Source organism: Neisseria basseii (assembly GCF_962707005.1).
GTDB lineage: Bacteria > Pseudomonadota > Gammaproteobacteria > Burkholderiales > Neisseriaceae > Neisseria > Neisseria bergeri.
Window position 1 is genome coordinate 25,175 of the sequence record NZ_CAUIXH010000007.1, and the last position, 21,312, is coordinate 46,486.

At 50.6% G+C, this 21,312-nt stretch carries 22 protein-coding genes and 2 pseudogenes; 8 read left to right on the plus strand and 16 right to left on the minus strand.

Annotated features, from left to right (window positions below; genetic code table 11):
• Nucleotides 1-4 precede the first annotated feature (4 nt).
• Entirely contained in the window at nt 5-1,141 is a 1,137-nt protein-coding gene (locus tag Q9I99_RS05330) for an S-(hydroxymethyl)glutathione dehydrogenase/class III alcohol dehydrogenase (protein WP_439652320.1), read from the minus strand.
• 120 nt (nt 1,142-1,261) lie between these two features.
• On the opposite strand from Q9I99_RS05330, the gene Q9I99_RS05335 reads away from it, so the two are divergent.
• Entirely contained in the window at nt 1,262-1,669 is a 408-nt protein-coding gene (locus tag Q9I99_RS05335) for a MerR family transcriptional regulator (protein WP_002213348.1), read from the plus strand.
• Between the two features lie 198 nt (nt 1,670-1,867).
• Here Q9I99_RS05335 and Q9I99_RS05340 read toward each other — a convergent pair whose 3' ends face one another.
• From Q9I99_RS05340 to Q9I99_RS05370, 7 genes are all read right to left on the minus strand, one after another.
• The gene (locus Q9I99_RS05340; protein WP_107818963.1) at nt 1,868-2,182 is read right to left on the minus strand and encodes an integration host factor subunit beta; all 315 of its coding nucleotides are present in this window, start codon (nt 2,180-2,182) and stop codon (nt 1,868-1,870) included.
• A 10-nt stretch (nt 2,183-2,192) separates the two neighbouring features.
• Nucleotides 2,193-3,878, minus strand: a complete 1,686-nt coding sequence (gene rpsA, locus Q9I99_RS05345; RefSeq protein WP_301667181.1) for a 30S ribosomal protein S1 — start codon at nt 3,876-3,878, stop codon at nt 2,193-2,195.
• A gap of 155 nt (nt 3,879-4,033) precedes the next feature.
• The gene (cmk, locus tag Q9I99_RS05350) at nt 4,034-4,690 is read right to left on the minus strand and encodes a (d)CMP kinase (protein WP_301667180.1); all 657 of its coding nucleotides are present in this window, start codon (nt 4,688-4,690) and stop codon (nt 4,034-4,036) included.
• A 95-nt stretch (nt 4,691-4,785) separates the two neighbouring features.
• Nucleotides 4,786-4,920: a hypothetical protein gene (locus tag Q9I99_RS05355; RefSeq protein ID WP_301667179.1), complete on the minus strand. Its 135-nt coding sequence runs from the start codon at nt 4,918-4,920 to the stop codon at nt 4,786-4,788.
• A 13-nt stretch (nt 4,921-4,933) separates the two neighbouring features.
• Complete coding sequence (locus tag Q9I99_RS05360) at nt 4,934-6,304, minus strand: sodium-dependent transporter (RefSeq protein WP_301667178.1); 1,371 nt, start codon at nt 6,302-6,304, stop codon at nt 4,934-4,936.
• A 465-nt stretch (nt 6,305-6,769) separates the two neighbouring features.
• Nucleotides 6,770-7,462, minus strand: a complete 693-nt coding sequence (locus Q9I99_RS05365) for a 16S rRNA pseudouridine(516) synthase (protein ID WP_301667177.1) — start codon at nt 7,460-7,462, stop codon at nt 6,770-6,772.
• A 67-nt stretch (nt 7,463-7,529) separates the two neighbouring features.
• Nucleotides 7,530-9,503, minus strand: a complete 1,974-nt coding sequence (locus Q9I99_RS05370; RefSeq protein ID WP_301667176.1) for a lytic transglycosylase — start codon at nt 9,501-9,503, stop codon at nt 7,530-7,532.
• 177 nt (nt 9,504-9,680) lie between these two features.
• Here Q9I99_RS05370 and Q9I99_RS05375 point away from each other — a divergent pair, with 177 nt between their 5' ends.
• The 3 genes from Q9I99_RS05375 (at nt 9,681) to Q9I99_RS05385 (ending at nt 12,081) form a co-directional block, all read left to right on the plus strand.
• Nucleotides 9,681-10,346 carry a class I SAM-dependent methyltransferase gene (locus Q9I99_RS05375; protein WP_301667175.1) on the plus strand — a complete coding sequence of 222 codons (666 nt, stop codon included), beginning with the start codon at nt 9,681-9,683 and terminating at the stop codon, nt 10,344-10,346.
• A gap of 52 nt (nt 10,347-10,398) precedes the next feature.
• Nucleotides 10,399-11,226 carry a DNA-formamidopyrimidine glycosylase gene (mutM, locus tag Q9I99_RS05380; RefSeq protein WP_301667174.1) on the plus strand — a complete coding sequence of 276 codons (828 nt, stop codon included), beginning with the start codon at nt 10,399-10,401 and terminating at the stop codon, nt 11,224-11,226.
• Between the two features lie 87 nt (nt 11,227-11,313).
• Nucleotides 11,314-12,081, plus strand: a complete 768-nt coding sequence (locus Q9I99_RS05385) for a 1-acyl-sn-glycerol-3-phosphate acyltransferase (RefSeq protein ID WP_301667173.1) — start codon at nt 11,314-11,316, stop codon at nt 12,079-12,081.
• Between the two features lie 40 nt (nt 12,082-12,121).
• Here the strand turns inward: Q9I99_RS05385 and Q9I99_RS05390 are convergent.
• Nucleotides 12,122-12,232 (minus strand): annotated as a pseudogene (locus tag Q9I99_RS05390) (IS5/IS1182 family transposase); the annotation flags it as partial.
• Between the two features lie 111 nt (nt 12,233-12,343).
• Nucleotides 12,344-12,670, minus strand: a complete 327-nt coding sequence (locus Q9I99_RS05395; RefSeq protein WP_301667172.1) for a stress response protein — start codon at nt 12,668-12,670, stop codon at nt 12,344-12,346.
• Nucleotides 12,671-13,183: 513 nt separating this feature from the next.
• On the opposite strand from Q9I99_RS05395, the gene nrdA reads away from it, so the two are divergent.
• From nrdA to yfaE, 4 genes and pseudogenes are all read left to right on the plus strand, one after another.
• A complete protein-coding gene (gene nrdA, locus Q9I99_RS05400; protein ID WP_301667171.1) occupies nt 13,184-15,463 on the plus strand; it encodes a class 1a ribonucleoside-diphosphate reductase subunit alpha in 2,280 nt (759 codons plus the stop codon).
• A gap of 208 nt (nt 15,464-15,671) precedes the next feature.
• Nucleotides 15,672-16,805, plus strand: coding sequence for a class Ia ribonucleoside-diphosphate reductase subunit beta (gene nrdB, locus Q9I99_RS05405; protein WP_301667170.1), 1,134 nt, complete (start codon nt 15,672-15,674; stop codon nt 16,803-16,805).
• Nucleotides 16,806-16,907: 102 nt separating this feature from the next.
• Nucleotides 16,908-17,016: pseudogene (locus Q9I99_RS05410) on the plus strand (IS5/IS1182 family transposase); the annotation flags it as partial.
• Nucleotides 17,017-17,032: 16 nt separating this feature from the next.
• Entirely contained in the window at nt 17,033-17,323 is a 291-nt protein-coding gene (gene yfaE, locus Q9I99_RS05415) for a class I ribonucleotide reductase maintenance protein YfaE (protein ID WP_301667169.1), read from the plus strand.
• A 40-nt stretch (nt 17,324-17,363) separates the two neighbouring features.
• Here yfaE and ftsB read toward each other — a convergent pair whose 3' ends face one another.
• The 6 genes from ftsB to Q9I99_RS05445 form a co-directional block, all read right to left on the minus strand.
• Nucleotides 17,364-17,642: a cell division protein FtsB gene (gene ftsB, locus Q9I99_RS05420; RefSeq protein WP_002213385.1), complete on the minus strand. Its 279-nt coding sequence runs from the start codon at nt 17,640-17,642 to the stop codon at nt 17,364-17,366.
• 14 nt (nt 17,643-17,656) lie between these two features.
• Nucleotides 17,657-18,943, minus strand: coding sequence for a phosphopyruvate hydratase (gene eno, locus Q9I99_RS05425; protein WP_301667155.1), 1,287 nt, complete (start codon nt 18,941-18,943; stop codon nt 17,657-17,659).
• Between the two features lie 46 nt (nt 18,944-18,989).
• The gene (locus tag Q9I99_RS05430; RefSeq protein WP_301667154.1) at nt 18,990-19,430 is read right to left on the minus strand and encodes a DUF4149 domain-containing protein; all 441 of its coding nucleotides are present in this window, start codon (nt 19,428-19,430) and stop codon (nt 18,990-18,992) included.
• Nucleotides 19,431-19,444: 14 nt separating this feature from the next.
• Nucleotides 19,445-20,287 carry a 3-deoxy-8-phosphooctulonate synthase gene (gene kdsA / locus Q9I99_RS05435; RefSeq protein ID WP_301667153.1) on the minus strand — a complete coding sequence of 281 codons (843 nt, stop codon included), beginning with the start codon at nt 20,285-20,287 and terminating at the stop codon, nt 19,445-19,447.
• 21 nt (nt 20,288-20,308) lie between these two features.
• A complete protein-coding gene (gene panD / locus Q9I99_RS05440; protein ID WP_301667152.1) occupies nt 20,309-20,692 on the minus strand; it encodes an aspartate 1-decarboxylase in 384 nt (127 codons plus the stop codon).
• A gap of 161 nt (nt 20,693-20,853) precedes the next feature.
• Nucleotides 20,854-21,309 (minus strand): DUF2004 domain-containing protein, encoded by a 456-nt coding sequence (locus Q9I99_RS05445; RefSeq protein WP_003708575.1) that lies wholly within the window; start codon nt 21,307-21,309, stop codon nt 20,854-20,856.
• Nucleotides 21,310-21,312 lie beyond the last annotated feature (3 nt).

Consider the following 21,312-nt stretch of genomic DNA (forward strand, 5'->3'; position numbering starts at 1 on the left):
TACCTTAGTAATGAATAACTGCACGGATCGATTTACCTTCGTGCATTAACTCAAAGGCTTCATTGATTTCATCGAGTGTCATTGTGTGGGTTACAAACGGTTCTAACTGGATGTCGCCTTTCATTGAGTCTTCCACCATTTTCGGAAGCTCGGAGCGGCCTTTCACACCGCCAAATGCCGTGCCTTTCCAAACACGACCTGTTACCAACTGGAACGGACGCGTTGAAATTTCTTGTCCTGCGCCCGCTACGCCGATGATAATGGATTGTCCCCAGCCACGGTGTGCACTTTCTAATGCCTGGCGCATTACATTTACGTTGCCGATACATTCAAAGGTGTGGTCTATGCCCCATTTGTCGATGTCTAACAACACATCTTTGATCGGTTTATCGTAATCGTTCGGGTTCAAACAATCCGTTGCACCAAACTGTTTTGCCAGCTCAAATTTTGATGGATTGGTATCAATAGCGATAATGCGGCCGGCTTTCGCTTGACGCGCACCTTGCACCACAGCCAAACCAATCGCTCCCAAGCCAAACACAGCCACAGAGTCGCCTTCTTGCACTTTTGCCGTGTTATGTACCGCACCAATACCTGTGGTCACGCCGCAACCGAGCAAACATACATGTTCGTGGTTGGCTTCCGGGTTGATTTTCGCCAATGAAACTTCTGCAACAACTGAGTATTCACTGAAAGTCGAACAGCCCATATAGTGATAGATCGGCTGACCTTGATAAGAAAAACGCGTCGTGCCGTCCGGCATTAAACCTTTACCTTGCGTATCACGCACTGAGACGCATAAGTTGGTTTTACCTGAACGGCAAAACTCACATTCGCCACATTCAGCGGTGTAAAGCGGAATAACGTGATCACCTGGTTTTACGCTTGACACACCTTCGCCCACAGCAACAACTACACCTGCACCTTCATGTCCAAGCACCACAGGGAATACGCCTTCAGGATCGCTTCCTGATAACGTAAACGCATCAGTATGGCACACGCCCGTGTGGGTATTGCGGATTAACACCTCTCTTTTACGCGGCATTTCTACGTCGATTTCCACAATTTGTAAGGGTTGATTTGGAGCGAATGCCACCGCCGCACGAGATTTGATGGTTGAATCGGTTTGTTTCATTTCCATTGTCTTTCCTCTTAATTCATTGACAAAACAGCCTTGCCTGAGCAACATAGCAACAGTTTACACTTTAGAGTTCACTCTAAGGCAAGTATTTTTTACCGTTTTTGTTTAGAGGGAGGGAAAATGACTTATACCACTGCCAAAGCTGCCGAAAAAATAGGCATCTCCGCCCACACTTTACGCTTTTACGACAAAGAAGGCTTGTTGCCTAATATCGGACGTGATGAATACGGTAACCGCTGTTTTACCGATAACGATTTGCAATGGTTGGGTTTATTGCAATGCTTGAAAAATACGGGAATGAGCTTAAAAGACATCAAACGCTTTGCGGAATGTACTGTCATTGGCGACGATACCATTGAAGAACGCCTTTCCTTGTTTGAAAATCAAATAGAAAATGTGAAGTGTCAAATTGCCGAATTGAAACGCTATTTAGATTTGCTTGAATACAAATTGGCGTTTTACCAAAAAGCGAAAGCATTAGGTTCGGTAAAAGCCGTAAATTTGCCGCAAATTCCTGAAACGGCTTAGTTTTAGTGCAATAAGCAGGATTTTTGTCCTGTTCGTAATAGAAATCAACAATTTGTTGTTTAAAAAGCGGATTGTAAGCAATGATAAAAAAATCCACGCTCTAATCCGTTGCTTGCTTGGCTCAAGGTATTGAAGCAGCGGATGAAGTTAAACCACAGAAAAAAACGCCGCTTGGAAGCAGCGTTTTGATGCTAAGGTTTAATTGGCATTTTCTTTTAAAGCCAAGTCGACCCGCTCGCGCAATTCTTTACCGGGCTTGAAGTGGGGTACATGTTTTTCAGGTACTTCCACACGCTCGCCAGTTTTGGGATTGCGACCGATGCGGGCAGGACGATGGTTCAAATCGAAGCTGCCGAAACCGCGAATTTCGATGCGTTGACCTCGGGCAAGCGATCGGGTCATGGTGTCAACCAGGACTTTTACGCTGTACTCTACGTCTTTTGCCTGAAGATGCGTGCCGTTTTTGGCGGCAAATACTTCTGCCAAGCGAGCCATTAACTCAGACTTTGTCATGTCTGCAACCTTATTCTTGCTCGCCGGAGAGTTTGGCTTTCAGCAGGTCGCCCAAGCTGGTGGTGCCGGCATTTGCAGTAGCGGCTGCGTTGACGGAGTTCAGTGCTTCGCGGCTTTCTTTGGCATCTTTGGCTTTAACGGAAAGTTTGATGCTGCGGTTTTTGCGGTCAACGGTAACGATGACGGCTTCAACTTCGTCGCCTTCTTTCAGTTTGGTGGTCAAGTCTTCAACGCGGTCGGCGGCGAATTCAGAAGCGGGCAGGTAGCCTTCTACTTCGTCAGACAGAGCAACAACAGCACCTTTGGCATCAACAGATTTCACGGAACCTTTAACCAAAGAACCTTTGTCGTTCACGCTGATGAAGTTGCCGAAAGGATCGCCTTCCAGTTGTTTGATACCCAAGGAGATGCGTTCTTTTTCCACGTCGATTGCCAATACGACGGCTTCGACTTCTTCGCCTTTTTTGTATTTGCGTACGGCTTCTTCGCCGGATTCGGTCCAGGACAGGTCGGACAGGTGAACCAGACCATCGATGCCGCCGGGCAGGCCGACGAATACGCCGAAATCGGTAATGGATTTAACCGCACCGGAGATTTTGTCGCCTTTGTTGTGGTTGGCGGCAAATTCTTCCCAAGGATTGGCCTGGCATTGTTTCATACCCAAAGAGATACGGCGGCGGCCCTCGTCGATTTCCAAAATCATGACTTCGACTTCGTCGCCCAGTTGTACGACTTTGCTCGGGTGTACGTTTTTGTTGGTCCAGTCCATTTCGGAGACGTGTACCAAACCTTCGATGCCTTGTTCGATTTCGACGAATGCGCCGTAGTCGGTCAGGTTGGATACTTTGCCGAACAGGCGGGTGCCTTGCGGATAACGGCGGGTCAGACCGCTCCAAGGATCTTCGCCCAGTTGTTTCATACCCAAGGAAACGCGTTGTTTTTCTTGGTCGAATTTCAATACTTTGGCTTCAACTTCCTGACCGACTTCCAAGACTTCGCTCGGGTGTTTCACGCGACGCCATGCCAAATCGGTGATGTGCAGCAGACCGTCGATACCGCCCAGGTCAACGAATGCGCCGTAGTCGGTGATGTTTTTGACGATGCCTTTGATGACGGAGCCTTCTTGCAGGTTTTCCAGCAGGGCTTTGCGTTCTTCACCCAAAGTGGCTTCCAGAACGGCGCGGCGGGAAACAACGACGTTGTTGCGTTTTTTGTCCAGTTTGATCACTTTGAATTCGATCTCTTTGCCTTCAAAGTGGGAAGTGTCTTTTACAGGACGTACGTCAACCAAAGAACCCGGCAGGAATGCGCGGATACTGTTGATCATAACGGTCAGACCGCCTTTGACTTTGCCATTGATGATGCCGGACAGGATGTCGCCGTTTTCCATGGCTTCTTCCAGGGCAATCCAATCGGCTGCGCGTTTGGCTTTTTCGCGGGACAGTTTGGTTTCGCCGAAGCCGTTTTCGACGGATTCGATGGTAACGGTAACGAAGTCGCCGACTTTAACTTCAATTTCGCCTTGAGCGTTTTTGAATTCAGCTACATCAATCAGGGATTCTGATTTCAGACCTGCGTTTACGGTAACGAAGTTTTGGTCGATTGCCACGACTTCGGCGGTAATCACCTCACCCGGGTTCATTTCTTGCAGGGTAAAGCTTTCTTCCAACAGCTGAGCAAAATTTTCCATAGACATATATAACTCTTTTCGGTACACCGCCAAGGGGTGCGGGGTAGGTTGGTGGATGCCTGTCGACCTTGGCGCGGCAGGCGGGTAAATAAGGTTTCAGACGGCATATGGGGGATTTTTATGCCGTCTGAAACGTAATGTGGGCAATTATACCTGAAAATTTAAACTTTACGATACCAATCAAGCACTTTTTTTACAGTTTCTTCTATAGTCAGGCGGCTCGTATCCAAAAGCAGGGCATCGGGCTGTTGTTTCAGGGGGGCAACCTTGCGGTTTCGGTCTGCCTCGTCTCTGGCTTCGATGTCGGACAAGATGCGCTCGAATGCCAAACCTTCGCAGGGGATGCCGATTTGTTTGGCGCGGCGTTCGGCTCTGATTTTGGATTCTGCTGTCAGGAAGATTTTGAGTTCGGCTTCGGGGAATACGACTGATCCGATGTCCCGTCCGTCGGCGACCAGTCCTTTTTTGGTCAGAAAATCGCGTTGTCGTTGCAGCAGGGCGGTACGGACTTTAGGCAATTGCGCAACGGCGGATGCCCCCATGCCTATGGCTTCTGTCCGTATGCCGTCTGAAACGTCTTCTCCGCCGAGCAGGATGCGGTTGCCTGAAAATACGGCGGGCAGTTTTTTTGCCAGTTCGGAAACATTTTCTTCATCGTGCCATTCCACGCCTTGTTTTTGCGCATATAGGGCGGTCAGGCGGTAGAGCGCGCCGGTGTCGAGATAATCGTATCCCAATGCGGCGGCGACGCGGGCGGCGACCGTGCCTTTGCCCGATGCGCCGGGGCCGTCGATGGCGATGACTTTTTGTCTGTTCATAAGGGGGATTCCTGATGGTTTGGGGTATGGGTTTTGCCGTCTGAAAGGTGTGTTTCCCGTTGGGGCAGATTCTACCTGTTTTAAAGGACGATTGTCTAAGCAGACGGAACGCCGCCTGCCCGGAAGCGTTCGACAGAAGCCGACAAGCCGGTTCGGATTCCGGCGTTGCGGGTATTGTGGCGGGCATCAATGTAATGCCGTCTGAAAGAGGCATGACCTTCAGACGGCATCGATTGCTACGGATTAGAACAGGTTGCTGACGAAAATTAGCAGAATCACCAGCGGCACGAGGTATTTCACATAGGCAAACCAGATATTGACCGTCGTATGATTGCCTTTATAAAGCAATTCTTCCTTCGCTTCGTCCTTCATCACAAAACCGACAAACAGCGCGGAACCGAGCGCGGTCAGCATAAACAAGATGTTGCCGCTGATGTAGTCGAAGGCATCGAAAATATTTTTGCCGAACACGGAAACGTCTTTCCACGGACCATAGCTCAAAATAGACGGGATGTTGCCGAAAACGAAGATGGCGGACAATACAATCGTAATCGCGGCGGTGCGGCGGATTTTGGTTTTTTCCTGGATGGTCGTAATCAACACTTCATAAATCGTCAGCGAAGTCGTCAGTGCGGCAATCAGGAGCAGAGAGAAGAAAATCACGGCGAACACAGGTCCCGCCCACATATGTGAGAACACAATCGGCAAGCTTTGGAATACCAAAGTCGGGCCGGAGTCGGGGGCAACGCCGAAGCTGAAGAGCGACGGGAAAATCATAAAGCCCGCCAGTACGGCGATGATGGTATTGGTAATTGCCGTGATAACTGAGGTTTGCACCAGATTTTCGTTTTTATCCAAATAGCTGGACAAGGTAATCATCACGCCGAAACCCAGGCTCAGGGCAAAAAATACCTGCCCCAAAACGAAGACGAACAGTTCGGCGGTAATCTTGCTGAAATCAGGTTTCAGATAGAAAGCAACCCCTTCCATCGCGCCCGGAAGGGTAACGTTGCGGACGACCATCGCGATTAGGAACAAAAACAGCAGCGGCATCAGGTATTTTGCCGCTTTTTCAATGCCGCCGATAACGCCTTTGACCAAAATCCATTGGTTCACAACGACAAACAAGAAAGTGTAGAACGCAATTTCCCAAGGGCTGTTTTCAATGTGTTCGGTAAAGAAGCTTTTCGTTATTTCGCCGCTGACTGGGTTGGAAATATTCAAATTTCCTCCAATAATATTAACGATATAGCTGATTACCCAGCCGCCGAGTACCATATAATAAGCCATGATGCCGAACGCGCCGAGCAGCCCCATCCAGCCGACCAGTTTCCAAATTTTGGCAACGGGTTTGCCGTTCATCGAACCGCCGAACGCATCCAGCGCGTTCACGCCTTTGCGCCGTCCGATGACGTTTTCTACCAAAATCATCGGTATGCCGATAACCAGCATCGCGATACAGAATAAAAACACATACGCGCCGCCGCCGTTTTCACCGACCAAATACGGGAAACGCCACGTCGCGCCGAAACCGACAGTCGCGCCGGCAACGGTAAGGATATAAGTCAAACGGCTGGACCAGGTTTGACGGTTGGTATTTGAAGGGGAAGACATATTGAAACCGTGTCCGATTGAGATAAAGCGGAAATTTTACACGTGATTCTTAACAGAAATTGACTGAATGTTTTTTAACTGCCTAGTGATTTTTCCTGAAAAAGGCATATATTTCAGTGAGTATTTCTGATAAGTATAAACAGATAAGGAAGAATCGAAGTTTATGAACAGATTAATTTGTTATTCTTATACATTGGTGTACGGAAGTGAAATTTTGTTGATTATATTAACGATAGTATTTTAATGGTGATGGAAGAGAGAGTTTGAAATAAAAAAACCATCTATACCGAGAAGTATAGATGGTCAAACACATTACGGGGAAAACGTCTTACTCATAAGCCTGCTTGCACAGGCATTGCTCAGACAGGAGAATTATATCGCAAACCGGTTGTTTTTTGAGTTAATTTCGGTTAAATGATTCATTTTAAATGTATGTATTTGAATATAAGGAAATAATGGATTTTTTTAGAATTTGGGGCATCCGATAAATTTCCATTCCCCGGGTTTGAGGTTTCCTGTTTCCAAATCTGCGAATTGCCGGCGGTGAAGGTGCTGCACGCGGTTGCCGGCGGCAGCAACCATGCGTTTGACTTGGTGGTATTTTCCTTCGGTAATGGTCAGCAGCAGGGTAGTCGGGTTTTCCAAAACGGCATCGGCGGCACAAACGGTTTCGTTTTCGTCGTGGAGCAGCACGCCGTTTTTCAAGGTTTCGCAGAGCGTTTCTCCTGTGGGGTGTTTGAGCGTTACTTCGTACAGCTTGGGAATTTTTCTGCTCGGAGAAGTCAGGTTGTGGTTCAATTTGCCGTCGTTGGTAATCAGCAATACGCCGGTCGTATCTGCATCCAGCCTGCCGACCGCCTGCATATCGATGTTCCGCATATTGTCGGGGAACAGGCTAAATACGCTGCGGTAGTGTTTCGGTTTGTGCGAAGTTTCGTAATCTTCAGGCTTGTTGAGCAGGATGTAGAAATAGGGTTCGGGGACGACGGTTACTGTTTCCTCGTCAATATCCAACGTTTCGACGGATGAGGAATCGATGTCTGCATCGGTGTCGTCCATGCAGGTTCCGTTGATGGAGACGTAGCCGCCCCTAATCAGCCATTGGCACTGCTTGCGGCTTCCTATGCCTTGATATTGCAGGTATTTGATGAGTTTCATGATGGTATGGGAAATGTGGGATGAAAAAGACAGGACTGAGAAAGTCCTGTCATGTGCCGTATCCGAATCAGCTTCCAATCAGTTTGACCCTCTGTCCCGGATTGATGGTGTTCAGGTTGGGATTGAGCCGGCGGATGTCGTCGATATGGATATTGAAGCGCGCGGCGATACTTTTGAAGGTGTCGCCTTTGCGCGCGGTGTAGGATACTTTTTCAATACGGGTTTGGGCGGGGGCTGCCTGCGCCAGGCGGAGTACCTGTCCTTTTTGGATGGTGTTGCCTTTGATGTTGTTGGCGACAATCAGGTCGGCTACGCTGACGTTGTAGCGTTTGGCAATGTTGAACAGGGTGTCGCCTTCTACAACACGGTGGATTCCAGTACGGGCGGCGGGGTCTGTTCCGCTGTCGGCGGCTTTGGCTACGCGCGTTTCCAAACGGACGCGGCGTTTGCCGTCGGCGGCAACGGTATGTTGCGGAGATGCGGAAATTTTGTGTTCGGCAACTGTGTCAGGTGTGCCGATGACGGCAGAGATGGTTTCTTCAGCCTGACGGCGCAGGTTGTTTCGGGCAACAAGCTGCATGAGTTCGTCTGCCGCCTGCATGTCGTTTTGGGGGACGATCTGCGCGAGTGTTGCGGTTTGGGTTTCAGACGGCATGGCGGTCTGTTTTTCGGTTTGAGGTTGCGCTGCGGCTGTTGCAAGGGCGGGTTCGGCAATGCGGACAAGGGGGTCGGGTTCCGTACGGACGGTTTCCTGCGGCAAAGGTGCGACGGTAATGTCCGCTGTCTGTGCGGCGGCGGATTGGATTCGGGCAATGCCGACGTTCACCGTGCCTGCCGGCATATTGGAGCGGTAGGTGTCGGGCGTATTGTCGATGTCGATGGAAACGACGGATTCCGATGCCGTCTGAAGGGTCTTGCCGTTCTTGGCGACAAGGATGCTGCGTCCTGCGTTGACAAGGTTGCCGTTCAGGTTGTTGAGGCGTTTGATGTCGGCAATGCTCATGCCGGTTGCCGTCGAGATGTCGGACAGGCTGGTTTTGGCGGCAGGCGTATAGACTTCCCATGAAAACAGGCTGTCGGGCGCGGCGTTGAGGTAGTTGCTTTGGAAGGTTTGGACGGACGCGGCAGGAAGCAGCAATTTGCGTTTGTTTTTGGGGATGAACGCGGGGACGTTGAATGCCGGATTCAGGGCGAGCAGCTCGCTTTGCGTGATGCCGGCGAGCCGGGCGATGGCTTCGTTATCGATGGGGCGGTCAGGTTCGACTGCCTGAAAATAGGGTTTGTTGTCTATGTCGCTGATATTCATGCCGAAAGATTGGGGGGTGGCAATAATGTTGCGCACGGCGAGCAGCTTGGGGACATAGTTGCGCGTTTCGTTGGGCATACGCAGATTTTCGTAGGTCGGTTCGAGACCCTGTGCGCGGGCGCGGTTGATGGCGCGTCCGACGTTGCCTTCGCCCCAGTTGTAGGCGGCAAAGGCGAGCGGCCAGTCGCCGAACAGCCCATAGAGGTATTGCAGATAGTTGAGTGCGGCATCGGTGGCGGCGTAAACGTCGTGCCTGCCGTCGTAAACCGGTGTTTTTTCCAAGCCGTAATGCCTGCCGGTAGCGGGCATAAACTGCCACAGGCCCGATGCGCCGACATGCGATTTGGCTTTGGTAACGAACGCGCTTTCGATGAAGGGAAGCAGGGCGGCTTCGGCGGGCATATTGCGTTTTTTGACTTCGTTGGCGATATGGTACATATAGGGCCGGCTCCGGTTGACGACCCTGTCGAAATAGCTGCGGCTTGCGATGAATTTGCTTTCGTGGCGGCGCACCAGTTCGGGATTGACTTCGTCCATCCGGAAGCCTTGGCGCAGCTCGCTCCACAGGCTGCCCGATTGGAAATATTGTTTTGTCGGGGGCAGGTCGAGTATTGAAGAGTTTAAGCGCATAATCGCCAAACCGATTTGGTGTGAAGAGGTGTTTTGGGCGTACAGTGGGCCGGAACAGACGGAGAGGCCCGAGGCAGTCAGGACGATGGTTTTGAGTTTGGACATGATTTATATCGGCGGAATAAACATATTTCATCGTCCGATGGTACTGTTTGACTGAAAAAGCGTCAAGTTTTACAGGAACTTTATGCGGATTCGGAAATGGGCGGCCGATGTGTTTTTTGACAGAAACTCTGTTTGGAATAGAATATCGGTAGGCAATCTGTTTGAAACGGACGCAATATGGATGCATGGTTTGAAGATACGACGATGGGGCGGTATGTTGCAAAATTGGAACAGGACTTCTTCAGGTGGTATCTGGATTCATACCGTTTTTCGGGAATGTGTGCGGTTCAGGTGGGCGGCAGGTGGCAGATGCCGTCTGAAGATGTTGTCTGTGTGCCGCGAGATATGTCGATGTCGGCGGAAAATATGGCTTTGGCGGATGTTTCTGCGGATATGCTGCTTTTCCCCCATACGCTTGAAGGCGGTGTTCCTTCGCAAATCCTGTCCGAGGCGTACCGGATATTGAAACCGTCCGGACGTTTGATGCTGACGGGTTTCAATCCGTATTCGCTTTGGGGATTCGGCCGTTGGTTTGACGGCGAACGCCTGCCGGAGAAACGGTTTTGTCTGCCGCTGTCCGGGTTGAAAAGGCAGCTTGCGGATGTCGGTTTCGATATTGAATTTGGGAAATTTATGGTGTATCTGCCGCCTGTTTCGTCGCTCGGGCAAATACGCTTTTGGCAGTTTATGGAAAAGGCGGGCGACCGTTGGTGGCCGCAGTGTGCCGCAGTGTACGGTTTGGTTTTGGTCAAAAGGGCGGCGGGCGTAACGCCCCTGCCCGCGTGGGACGGGTATTTGGGCGGCAAAGCCCTTGCGGCGGGTGCGGCAAGGGTTGCGGATTAAGGGACGGCCGTCTTTCAGACGGCATCTGTCAGAAGAAATGTCGGGAGGGGTTATGCCTGAATTGCCGGAAGTGGAAACGACGTTGCGCGGCATCGCGCCGCATATTGAAGGGAAAACGGTGGAAGCCGTGATATTGCGCCAACTGAAGCTGCGCTGGCAGATCAATCCCGATTTGGGGGGGATTTTGTCCGGCCGGCAGGTTTTGTCCTGCGGCAGGCGTGCCAAATATCTGATTGTCCGTTTCCAAACGGGGATTTTGCTGGTTCACTTGGGGATGTCGGGCAGTTTGCGGATTTTTACGCCGTCGGACGGACGTATCGGCAAGCCGGACAGACACGATCACGTCGATATTGTGTTTTCAGACGGCACGGTCATGCGTTACCGCGATCCGAGAAAGTTCGGCGCGATACTTTGGTATGAGGGAATCGAAGAACATCATCCGCTGTTGGAAAAACTGGGGCCGGAGCCTTTGTCGGAGGCATTTTGCACGGATTATCTGTATGTGAGGCTGAAGGCGCAGAAACGCGCGGTCAAACTTGCCCTGATGGACAATGCGGTCGTGGTCGGTGTGGGCAACATTTATGCCAACGAGAGCCTGTTCAGAGCGGGCATTTCGCCCCGCCGTCCTGCCAACCGCCTGAAAAAGAAAGAGTGCGCGCTTTTGGTTGAAACCGTCAAAGCGGTGTTGCGGCGTGCCATTGAAACGGGCGGCAGCACCTTGAGGGATTTTGTGGATAGCGACGGCAAAAGCGGCTACTTCCAACAGGAATATACGGTGTACGGGCGGCACAATCAGCCGTGCCCCCGGTGCGGCGGTTTGATTGTGAAAGAAACTTTGGGGCAGCGCGGCACGTTTTACTGCCCGAACTGTCAGAAATAGGGCGGAACACGGTTTCAGACAGCATTTTATCGGTATGCCGTCTGGACGTTTCAACAACAAACACCGATTATCGGGAAAGAATTGCTCATGTCTTCAAATAAAGCTTCATTTTTTACACGTCTGCGCCGCTTGTGCCGTTTGGCGGTCTGGCTGTTCAAAACCGGCAAAAACCTGCGCGGTATTGACGGCGGCTGCCCCGAGTCGCGTAATCGGGCGGTAATCGAGTTGGGTAGGGGGGCTTTGGCGGCTTTGGATATCGGATTGGAGGTGGGCAGACCCACACCCGAACATCCGAACGGTGTCTTGGTTGCCGCCAACCACGTGTCTTGGCTGGATATTTTCGCTATGAGCGCGGTTTATCCGAGCAGCTTTATCGCCAAGCAGGAAATCAAAAGCTGGCCGGTATTGGGCAAGATGGGGCAGAACGCGGGAACGGTGTTCATCAACCGCAATTCGCGGCGCGACATCGAACCGATTAACCGCGCCGTCTGCGAAACCTTGCAACGCGGTCAAAACGTCAGTTTTTTCCCCGAAGCGCGGACTTCCTCCGGGCTGGGGCTTTTGCCCTTCAAAGCCGCGCTGTTCCAATCCGCCATCGATGCGGGGGCAAAGGTTTTGGCGGTCGCGCTGCGTTATTATGACGAAACGGGAAAAAGGACGGCTCGTCCCTCATATGCCGATGTCGGTTTGCCGACCTGCCTGTGGCGCATTGTGTCTATGAAAAAATTAACGATAAAAGTCGATTTCGTTTGCGTGGCGGATGCGGCGGAAAGCGAAGACCGTTATGCTTTAAAAGATAAAATCGAAGAAAGCATCCGTGCCGTTGTCGCCGACGATGCGGATGTTGCCGTCTGAAACCGATTGTCGGAATATGGCGGTATGATTCGCTTTTGCGGATGTATAGTGGATTAACTTTAAACCAGTACAGCGTTGCCTCGCCTTGCCGTACTATCTGTACTGTCTGCGGCTTCGTCGCCTTGTCCTGATTTAAATTTAATCCACTATATTAAGGCTGCGGCAACGGGAGCACCTCAAACGAAATGGCGTAAGGATGGTTTGTTGTATCTATGGAAAATGCCGTCTGAACCTGTGTTCAGACGGCATATTTTATATGGGATTAACGGCGGAACCTGCCGCCGTCGAAATCATCGAAAGCCTCATAAGCCGCCCGGCATTGGGTTTTCTGTTCCTTATAAGGCAGGGTGCGGAATGCTTTACGCACCTTTTTGTTTTCGCGCAATTCCTGCACGTTGCCTTGCGATCGGTACCACGCGGCACGGCGTTCCAAATATTTCCTGCATTCGGGGTGTAGCATCTGCTTGTTTGCCTTGCGGATATGTTTGGTATGGCGGTGGGCGGGTTCTGACGTACCGGCAGCGGCAGTTGTCGATACCGGTCCCAATATTGCAGACAACAGTATGGCAAGTATCTTTTTGACAGACATGACGATCCTTTCAGTTTGCAATTCTTTCCAGTATAGGATGGAAGGATGGAACGGGCAAACTGTCGGCAGTTTCAGATTCGTTCACCCGGCAAAACTTGCCGTTTGATATACAGATTCAAATAACACATTAATCTCAATAATAAATTCCAATCGGTAAGAAAATGGAATTTGTCGGCGGCGGCGCGGCAAGATCATACTTTGCAAAATTTAACAATTTACAAGGGCAGAAAACCGGAAGCTTTCCTTTTCTGTCGGAAAATCCTTATTTCATCGCCTTGTAGCAGGAGCCGGTCAAAAGGCAAAAAATTTACCCGTTTTTTATCGGTAAAGAATTATCAGATAAAACAAATATTATAGGGAAAATACGACAGGCGGGTTTTATCGTGCATTGCCTGAAACTGAAAAATGCAACCGTTGTCAAGACTGGAGAAAATGCCAAAAATCCACTATATTGTCTGCCTTAATTTATTTGAAAAGACCGTGTCTTGAATATCAAGAGTGGAAGAGGAAGCGATGAATACACCGACTGATTTGAAAGTAACCAAACGAGACGGGAGATTGGAAACCATTGATTTGGATAAGATTCACCGTGTCGTTACTTGGGCGGCGGAAGGATTGGAAAATGTTTCCGTGTCGCAGGTCGAGTTGAAATCGCACATCCAGTTCTACAACGGCATCCGCACCGACGACATCCACGAAACCATCATCAAAGCCGCTGCCGATTTAATTTCGGAAGATACCCCGGACTACCAATACCTTGCCGCGCGCCTGGCGATTTTCCATCTGCGTAAAATAGCCTACGGCGAGTACGAGCCGCCGCACCTTTACGACCACGTTAAAAAACTCACCGATGCCGGAAAATACGATAGGCATATCCTTGAGGATTACAGCCGCGAAGAATTTGACGAGCTGAACGCCTATATCGACCACGAACGCGATATGTCCTTTTCCTATGCCGCCGTCAAACAGCTCGAAGGCAAATATCTGGTACAGAACCGCGTTACCCGCCAGATTTACGAAACGCCGCAGTTTTTATATGTTTTGGTGGCGATGTGCCTTTTCAGCAAATACCCGAAAGAGGCGCGCCTGGGTTACGTCAAACGGTTTTACGATGCCGTTTCCACATTTAAAGTATCGCTGCCGACCCCGATTATGAGCGGCGTGCGTACGCCTACGCGCCAATTTTCAAGCTGTGTGCTGATTGAATGCGACGACAGCCTGGATTCCATCAACGCCACTACCAGCGCGATTGTGAAATACGTTTCCCAACGCGCGGGTATCGGCATCAATGCCGGACGTATCCGCGGTTTGGACAGCGAAATACGGGGCGGCGAAGCCCGGCATACCGGCTGCATTCCGTTTTTCAAAATGTTTCAGGCGGCGGTCAAATCCTGTTCGCAAGGCGGCGTGCGCGGCGGCGCGGCAACCTTGTTCTATCCCTTGTGGCACATCGAAGCCGAAAGCCTGCTGGTGTTGAAAAACAATCGCGGTGTGGAAGACAACCGTATCCGCCAGCTTGATTACGGCGTGCAAATCAACCGCCTGCTGTACACCCGCCTGATTAAGGGCGGCAATATTACGCTGTTTTCGCCCAACGAGGTTCCGGGATTGTACGAGGCGTTCTTTGCCGATCAGGACGAATTTGAACGTCTCTATACGAAATACGAGCAAGACCCGAACATACGCAAGCGCATCATTCCGGCTGCCGACCTGTTTTCCACACTGATGCAGGAGCGTGCCGGAACAGGGCGCATTTACATTCAAAACGTTGACCATTGCAATACGCACAGCCCGTTTGATCCGAGTGTCGCCCCCGTGCACCAGTCCAACCTGTGCATGGAAATCGCACTGCCGACCAAACCTCTGGACAATATCAACGATCCGAACGGCGAAATTGCCCTGTGTACCCTGTCTGCCTTTAACTTGGGTGCATTAAACAACTTGGATGAGTTGGAAGGGCTTGCCGATTTGACCGTTCGCGCACTCGATGCACTTTTAGATTATCAGGGATATCCGGTAGAGGCCGCGCGTACCTCCACTATGGGTCGCCGTTCGCTCGGTATCGGCGTGATCAACTATGCATATTATTTGGCGAAAAACGGTGTCCGCTACAGCGACGGCTCCGCGCTCGGCCTGACCCACCGTACCTTTGAAGCTATGCAGTATTACCTGCTCAAAGCATCGGTAAACCTTGCCAAAGAATACGGCGCATGCCCGCTATTCAATCAAACCGTTTATTCTCAAGGCAAACTGCCCATCGACACCTACAAAAAAGACTTGGATGCCGTGTGTAACGAGCCTTTGCACTACGATTGGGAAAGCCTGCGCGCCGACATCGTCAAATACGGCCTGCGTAACTCTACTCTAACCGCACTCATGCCGTCTGAAACCAGTTCGCAAATCGCCAACGCCACCAACGGCATCGAGCCGCCTCGCGGACTGGTAACGGTCAAAGCGTCGAAAGACGGCATCCTGAAACAAGTCGTGCCGGAGTTTGAAACCCTGAAAAATGCCTATGAAACCCTGTGGCAGCTTCCGGGCAACGAAGGCTATCTGAAACTTGTCGGCGTGATGCAAAAATTCGTTGATCAGGCAATTTCCGCCAATACCGCCTACGACCCGGGCAAATTTGAGGGCAACAAAGTTTCCATGAAACAAATGCTCAAAGACCTGCTGACCGCCTACAAATACGGTGTCAAAACTCTGTACTACCACAACACCCGCGACGGCGCGGACGATACGCAGGCCGATATTCAGGATGACGGCTGTGCGGGCGGGGCTTGTAAGATTTGATAAGAAAGGAGTTCAGACGGCATTTTGTATTTAAAAGGATGTCTGAAGATAAGAAGTTTTCTAAAAACGGTAACCTTGAAACTGTTCGTAAATATTTTCACTGACCACCATTATAGTAATCAGTTATAATAGCAAACTCGCAGTTTTCTGAGTGTGAGCTGGTTTTTATATTCAAAGGATTTCTGTAATGTCATGCGAACATTTATCTATGTCATATAGTACTTTCCCCAAAACCAAAAACGACGCGCTGAAAGAGCCGATGTTTTTTGGTCAGCCGGTGAATGTTGCACGTTATGACCAGCAGAAATACGAAGTATTTGAAAAACTGATTGAAAAACAATTGTCTTTCTTCTGGCGGCCTGAAGAAATCGATGTCTCGCGCGACCGTATCGACTACGCCAATCTGCCTGAACATGAAAAACATATTTTCATCAGCAATCTGAAATACCAAACACTGCTCGATTCCATCCAAGGGCGCAGTCCGAATGTTGCCTTGCTGCCTTTGGTTTCGATTCCCGAGCTGGAAACGTGGATTGAAACGTGGAGCTTCAGCGAAACCATCCATTCGCGCAGCTATACCCACATCATCCGCAATATTGTGAATGACCCGTCGGTCGTGTTTGATGATATTGTCGAAAACGAATATATTACCGCCCGCGCCGAAGACATTGCCTGCTATTACGATGACTTAATCGAATACACCCAGTATTACAACCTGTTGGGCGAAGGGGTGCACAATGTCGGTGGCAAACCCGTTACCGTGTCTTTGCGCGGGTTGAAGAAAAAACTCTATCTCTGCCTGATGTGCGTCAACGTGTTGGAAGCCATCCGTTTCTACGTTTCATTTGCCTGCTCGTTTGCTTTTGCCGAGCGCGAGTTGATGGAAGGCAACGCCAAAATCATCAAACTGATTGCCCGCGACGAAGCCCTGCACCTGACCGGCACGCAGCATATGCTTAATCTGATGCGTTCGGGTGTCGATGATCCTGAAATGGCGGAGATTGCCGCCGAGTTGCAGGACGAATGTTTCCAACTCTTCAAAAAGGCGGCGGAACAGGAAAAAGAATGGGCGGCATATTTGTTTAAAGACGGTTCGATGATCGGTTTGAACAAAGAAATCTTATCCCAATACGTCGAATATATTACCAATCTGCGTATGCAGGCGGTGGGTTTGCCGGCCGGATTTGAAGGTGCAAATCAAAACCCGATTCCGTGGATTAATGCGTGGTTGTCGTCCGACAACGTACAGGTCGCGCCGCAGGAAGTGGAAATATCTTCTTATTTGATCGGTCAGATCGATTCTGAAGTGAATACGGATGATTTGGGCGATTTTGAGTTGTAAACGTTTTTTTGAAAAAATGCCGTCTGAAGCCGGATGTTTCAGACGGCATTTGTATGTTGTATGATGGGAAAAATAGCAGGTCGGATCGGTTATTGTTCCTTTTATAGTGGATTAAATTTAAATCAGGACAAGGCGACGAAGCCGCAGACAGTACAAATAAGTACGGCAAGGCGAGGCAACGCCGTACTGGTTTAAATTTAATCCACTATATTTTTGATTGGTTGGAAATGGCGCACATTGGTACGAATAAGGGTTTTTTTGAACTCTTGGAGGGCGAGACCCTGTTGGAAGGCTTGGAACGGACGGGGCATATGGTGGAATATCAGTGCCGAAGCGGATATTGCGGATCGTGCCGGGTGAAGATTTTGGAGGGAAGCGTTACTTATCGGGAGCCGCCTTTGGCTTTTTTGGGGCGGGACGAGATACTGCCGTGCTGCTGTTGCGTCGAGGGGGATGTCAGGCTGGATTGCGGTTTGGTGGGGGAGGATGAGGGGCTGTCTGACAGTTTGTTGAAATAAAAGCCGTCCGAACATTGGTTCGGACGGCTTTTTGACGGTATTACCGGTTATGCCTGATGAGTCGGTAAAAGGTTTCGCCGTCTTGGATATAACCCAGTTCTACCCGGGCGATTTCCGAAATGGCCTCTTGACCGTTTTCCAAATCATAGACTTCGGCGGCAAGGGAATGATTGCGTAGGGCAAGTGTCTGGTTTTTTTCTTCTTGAACGGCAATCTGTTCTCTCAGACTGCTGTTGCGTCCGATACTGCCTTTGCCGAACCACAGGCTGTATTGGCAACAGACAAGTGCGAAGGATAAAACGACAGTTACCCACTTCATACCTTAACCTTTTCTTATTTGCCCAGTTGGTAGAATGCGGCTTTGCCGGGGTAGTAGGCGGCTTCCGCCAATTCTTCCTCGATACGCAGCAGTTGGTTGTATTTCGCCATACGGTCGGAACGGGACAGGGAACCGGTTTTAATCTGCATACAGTTGGTGGCGACTGCCAAGTCGGCAATGGTGCTGTCTTCGGTTTCGCCGGAGCGGTGGCTCATCACGCTGGCGTAGCGGTTGCGTTTTGCCAGATCGACGGCTTTCAGGGTTTCACTCAAAGTACCGATTTGGTTGACTTTGACCAATAGTGCGTTTGCCACGCCTTTTTCAATGCCTTCGGCAAGGATTTTCGGATTGGTAACGAAGAGGTCGTCGCCAACGAGCTGGACTTTGCCGCCCAATTTTTCGGTCAGCAGTTTCCAGCCTTCCCAGTCGTTTTCATCCATGCCGTCTTCGATGGAGATGATGGGGAACTCGTTGACCAGACCTTCCAGATATTCGGCAAATTCCGCACTGGTGTAAAAGCGGCCTTCAGCTTCCAAGTGGTATTTGCCGTCTTTGTAGAATTCGCTGGACGCGCAGTCCAATGCGAATAATACGTCTTCGCCCGCTTTGTAGCCGGCGGCTTCGGTGGCTTCAACCATCAGTTGCAGGGCTTCTTTGTGGCTGTTCAGGTTGGGGGCGAAACCGCCTTCGTCGCCGACTGTGGTCGGGAAGCCTTTGCTGTCGCACAGTTTTTTTAGAGCGTGGAAGATTTCCGCACCGCAGCGCAACGCTTCGCGGAAAGATTTTGCGCCGACGGGCATAATCATAAACTCTTGGATGTTCAAGCTGTTGTTGGCGTGTTCGCCGCCGTTGATGACGTTCATCATCGGTACGGGCAGGGACATCGGGCCTGCGCCGCCCAAGTAGCGGTAAAGCGGCAGGCCTGAGTCTTCGGCAGCGGCGCGTGCAACCGCCATAGAAACCGCCAAAGTCGCGTTCGCACCCAAATTGCCTTTGTTTTCAGTACCGTCCAATTCAATCATAATTTGATCGATATAAGATTGCTCGTTGGCATCGATACCGATGAGGGCTTGGGCGATTTGGTTGTTGACGTGTTCGACTGCCTTCAATACGCCTTTGCCGGAATAACGGGATTTGTCGCCGTCGCGCAGTTCCAAAGCCTCTTTTTGACCGGTGGACGCGCCGCTCGGTACGGCTGCACGTCCCATTACGCCGGATTCGAGCAATACATCACACTCGACTGTGGGGTTGCCGCGTGAGTCCAAAATTTCGCGGGCGAAAATATCAACGATTGCGCTCATGAATGTTCTCCAAGTGAAGTGAAGGGAGGTAAAAAATGGGAGGGCTTCAGACGGCCTCTTTGCCGGAAAGCCGCCAACTTAAAACTGCTGAAAGTAGGGCGGCTGCCATGAAAATCATGCTGGAAATGCCGTGCCACATTCCGAAAGATCCGCCTACAACCGACAACAGCCAATTTTCATGCCCGTATTTCAACGCCTCGATAACGGGGGTAACCAAAAATTGGTTGGCGGTAAGGGCGGACAATAAAAAAAGCAGCAGGGCGGTTTGCCGCCGGGTTAGGGCGGCAAAGGCGGCAGCCAGTACCGCGCCCCAGACGGCAAGCCCGCTCCAAGAGAGGATGTCGAACAATACGCCAGCAATTTCGCCCGCCTGCATTTTGGGCAGCATTTTGAACAGCACCGGTGCGGCGATATAACCCGTCATAATCTGCATACCGAGCCACAAGGTTGCGGCATACAGGCTGATTTTTCGGAAAGTCTGCATCATAAGGCGAAACCGTGTTATTCGATTGTTAAAATCGGTTGTGATTTGATTAAATCGTCCAATGCTTTGATGCGGATTAAAAAATCTTCTAAAAGGTGCAGCGGCAGCGCGCTAGGACCGTCGCATTTCGCCAGTTTCGGATCAGGGTGGGATTCGAGAAACAGACCGGCAAGGCGGGTTGCCATGCCTGCAAGTGCCAAATCCAAAGCCTGTGCGCGACGACCGCCGGATGCGGCAGAACCGGCATCGCGGGTTTGCAGGGAATGGGTAACGTCGAAAATAACCGGCAGGTTGCCGCAAGTCTGTTTCATCACGCCGAAGCCGAGCATATCGACAACGAGGTTGTCGTAGCCGAAGCTGCTGCCGCGTTCGCATAAAATCAGCTTCCCGTTGCCGGCTTCGCGGAATTTTTCCACGATGTTTTTCATTTGCGAAGGGCTGAGGAACTGCGGTTTTTTGATGTTAACGACGTTGCCGGTTTTTGCCATGGCAACCACTAAATCGGTCTGCCGTGCGAGAAAGGCGGGAAGCTGGATGACATCGCACACTTCGGCGACGGGTTGGCACTGATGGGGTTCGTGTACGTCGGTAATGACGGGGATGCCGAATTCCGCTTTGACTTTTTCGAAAATCTTTAAGCCTTCTTCCAAGCCTACGCCGCGATAAGAATGGATGGAGGAACGGTTTGCCTTGTCGAAAGAGGCTTTAAAGATATAAGGAATACCGAGTTTTCGGGTAACTTTGACGTAATGCGCGCAGGTTTGGAGGGTGGAATCCAAGCCTTCCAAAACGTTGATGCCGCCAAACAGTACGAAAGGAGCATCGTTACCGACGGTAATGCCGTTGATTTTAATATCCATGGTCAATGTCCGTTTTCAGGGTTACAGCACGGTGTGCGGCGGCTCATAGGAGATGATGTCGCGGATTTTATTGTTTCCGTCCACTAAGACGACTTTGGGTTCGTGTGCGGCGATTTCGGGTTCGGAAAGTTGGATATAAGACATAATGATGACGATGTCGCCTTTCTGCACCAGCCTTGCCGCCGCCCCGTTCAGGCAGACCACGCCGCTGCCGCGTTTGCCTGCAATGGTATAGGTTTCAAAACGTTCGCCGTTGTTGTTGTTGACGATGGCGACTTTTTCGTTGGGGTAGATGCCTGCCGCGTCTAACAGGTCTTGATCGACGGTAATGCTGCCGACGTAGTTCAAATCGGCTTCGGTTACGGTGGCGCGGTGGATTTTTCCGCCAAGCATAGTACGGAACATGTATTTCCTTTTGGTTTGTGTGCGGTCTGACGGGCGTGATGCCGTCTGAAAATCTGAATGCCGTATTATAGTGGAGTTTCCTTCAAATTCATAATGGCAAGGCTTCGGGTAGGGAAGCTGTTTTCAGACGGCATTTCATTTTTGCCGATTGGCAATCCGGCTCAACTCTCCCAATCGATTGAGAAAATGCTGCCGTCCAAATGCAGTTTGACGGCAAGGATTTCGTCGCTTTCCATATTGGCGGGCATATAATCCATAACGGCAAAAGCCGGACTTTCTGCCCATAGGCTGATATAGGTCAACTGCATGGTGCGGACAAACTTTGCCGCATCGCGGCTTGTTTGGGTATCTTCGGTGTGAAAGTCGATATAGCGGCTGTCCCGTTTCAAATATTCCGTCAGTGCGGCGCGTGCAGCATCGTCGGCTTTTTCCAATTCGGACAGGAAGGCGGCAAATGCATCCAATGTTTTGGTTGGCAGGCTGTTTTCATTTTCTGCCCACAGGGATACCTCGACAAGATTGCCTTTGACGGTCAGCTCGTCTTCCCAGAGGACATCTTCTTCTCCGTCAAAACCTTCGGTGGACAGTTGTTGGAAATAGGGGTGAAAAATCGACATGAT

Bases quoted from the DNA above. Each gene is read 5' to 3' on its own strand.
- Q9I99_RS05330 (WP_439652320.1), bottom strand. From the start codon at position 1,141: ATGGAAATGAAACAAACCGATTCAACCATCAAATCTCGTGCGGCGGTG.
- Q9I99_RS05335 (WP_002213348.1), top strand. From the start codon at position 1,262: ATGACTTATACCACTGCCAAAGCTGCCGAAAAAATAGGCATCTCCGCC.
- Q9I99_RS05340 (WP_107818963.1), bottom strand. From the start codon at position 2,182: ATGACAAAGTCTGAGTTAATGGCTCGCTTGGCAGAAGTATTTGCCGCC.
- rpsA (WP_301667181.1), bottom strand. From the start codon at position 3,878: ATGTCTATGGAAAATTTTGCTCAGCTGTTGGAAGAAAGCTTTACCCTG.
- cmk (WP_301667180.1), bottom strand. From the start codon at position 4,690: ATGAACAGACAAAAAGTCATCGCCATCGACGGCCCCGGCGCATCGGGC.
- Q9I99_RS05355 (WP_301667179.1), bottom strand. From the start codon at position 4,920: ATGCCGTCTGAAGGTCATGCCTCTTTCAGACGGCATTACATTGATGCC.
- Q9I99_RS05360 (WP_301667178.1), bottom strand. From the start codon at position 6,304: ATGTCTTCCCCTTCAAATACCAACCGTCAAACCTGGTCCAGCCGTTTG.
- Q9I99_RS05365 (WP_301667177.1), bottom strand. From the start codon at position 7,462: ATGAAACTCATCAAATACCTGCAATATCAAGGCATAGGAAGCCGCAAG.
- Q9I99_RS05370 (WP_301667176.1), bottom strand. From the start codon at position 9,503: ATGTCCAAACTCAAAACCATCGTCCTGACTGCCTCGGGCCTCTCCGTC.
- Q9I99_RS05375 (WP_301667175.1), top strand. From the start codon at position 9,681: ATGGATGCATGGTTTGAAGATACGACGATGGGGCGGTATGTTGCAAAA.
- mutM (WP_301667174.1), top strand. From the start codon at position 10,399: ATGCCTGAATTGCCGGAAGTGGAAACGACGTTGCGCGGCATCGCGCCG.
- Q9I99_RS05385 (WP_301667173.1), top strand. From the start codon at position 11,314: ATGTCTTCAAATAAAGCTTCATTTTTTACACGTCTGCGCCGCTTGTGC.
- Q9I99_RS05395 (WP_301667172.1), bottom strand. From the start codon at position 12,670: ATGTCTGTCAAAAAGATACTTGCCATACTGTTGTCTGCAATATTGGGA.
- nrdA (WP_301667171.1), top strand. From the start codon at position 13,184: ATGAATACACCGACTGATTTGAAAGTAACCAAACGAGACGGGAGATTG.
- nrdB (WP_301667170.1), top strand. From the start codon at position 15,672: ATGTCATATAGTACTTTCCCCAAAACCAAAAACGACGCGCTGAAAGAG.
- yfaE (WP_301667169.1), top strand. From the start codon at position 17,033: ATGGCGCACATTGGTACGAATAAGGGTTTTTTTGAACTCTTGGAGGGC.
- ftsB (WP_002213385.1), bottom strand. From the start codon at position 17,642: ATGAAGTGGGTAACTGTCGTTTTATCCTTCGCACTTGTCTGTTGCCAA.
- eno (WP_301667155.1), bottom strand. From the start codon at position 18,943: ATGAGCGCAATCGTTGATATTTTCGCCCGCGAAATTTTGGACTCACGC.
- Q9I99_RS05430 (WP_301667154.1), bottom strand. From the start codon at position 19,430: ATGATGCAGACTTTCCGAAAAATCAGCCTGTATGCCGCAACCTTGTGG.
- kdsA (WP_301667153.1), bottom strand. From the start codon at position 20,287: ATGGATATTAAAATCAACGGCATTACCGTCGGTAACGATGCTCCTTTC.
- panD (WP_301667152.1), bottom strand. From the start codon at position 20,692: ATGTTCCGTACTATGCTTGGCGGAAAAATCCACCGCGCCACCGTAACC.
- Q9I99_RS05445 (WP_003708575.1), bottom strand. From the start codon at position 21,309: ATGTCGATTTTTCACCCCTATTTCCAACAACTGTCCACCGAAGGTTTT.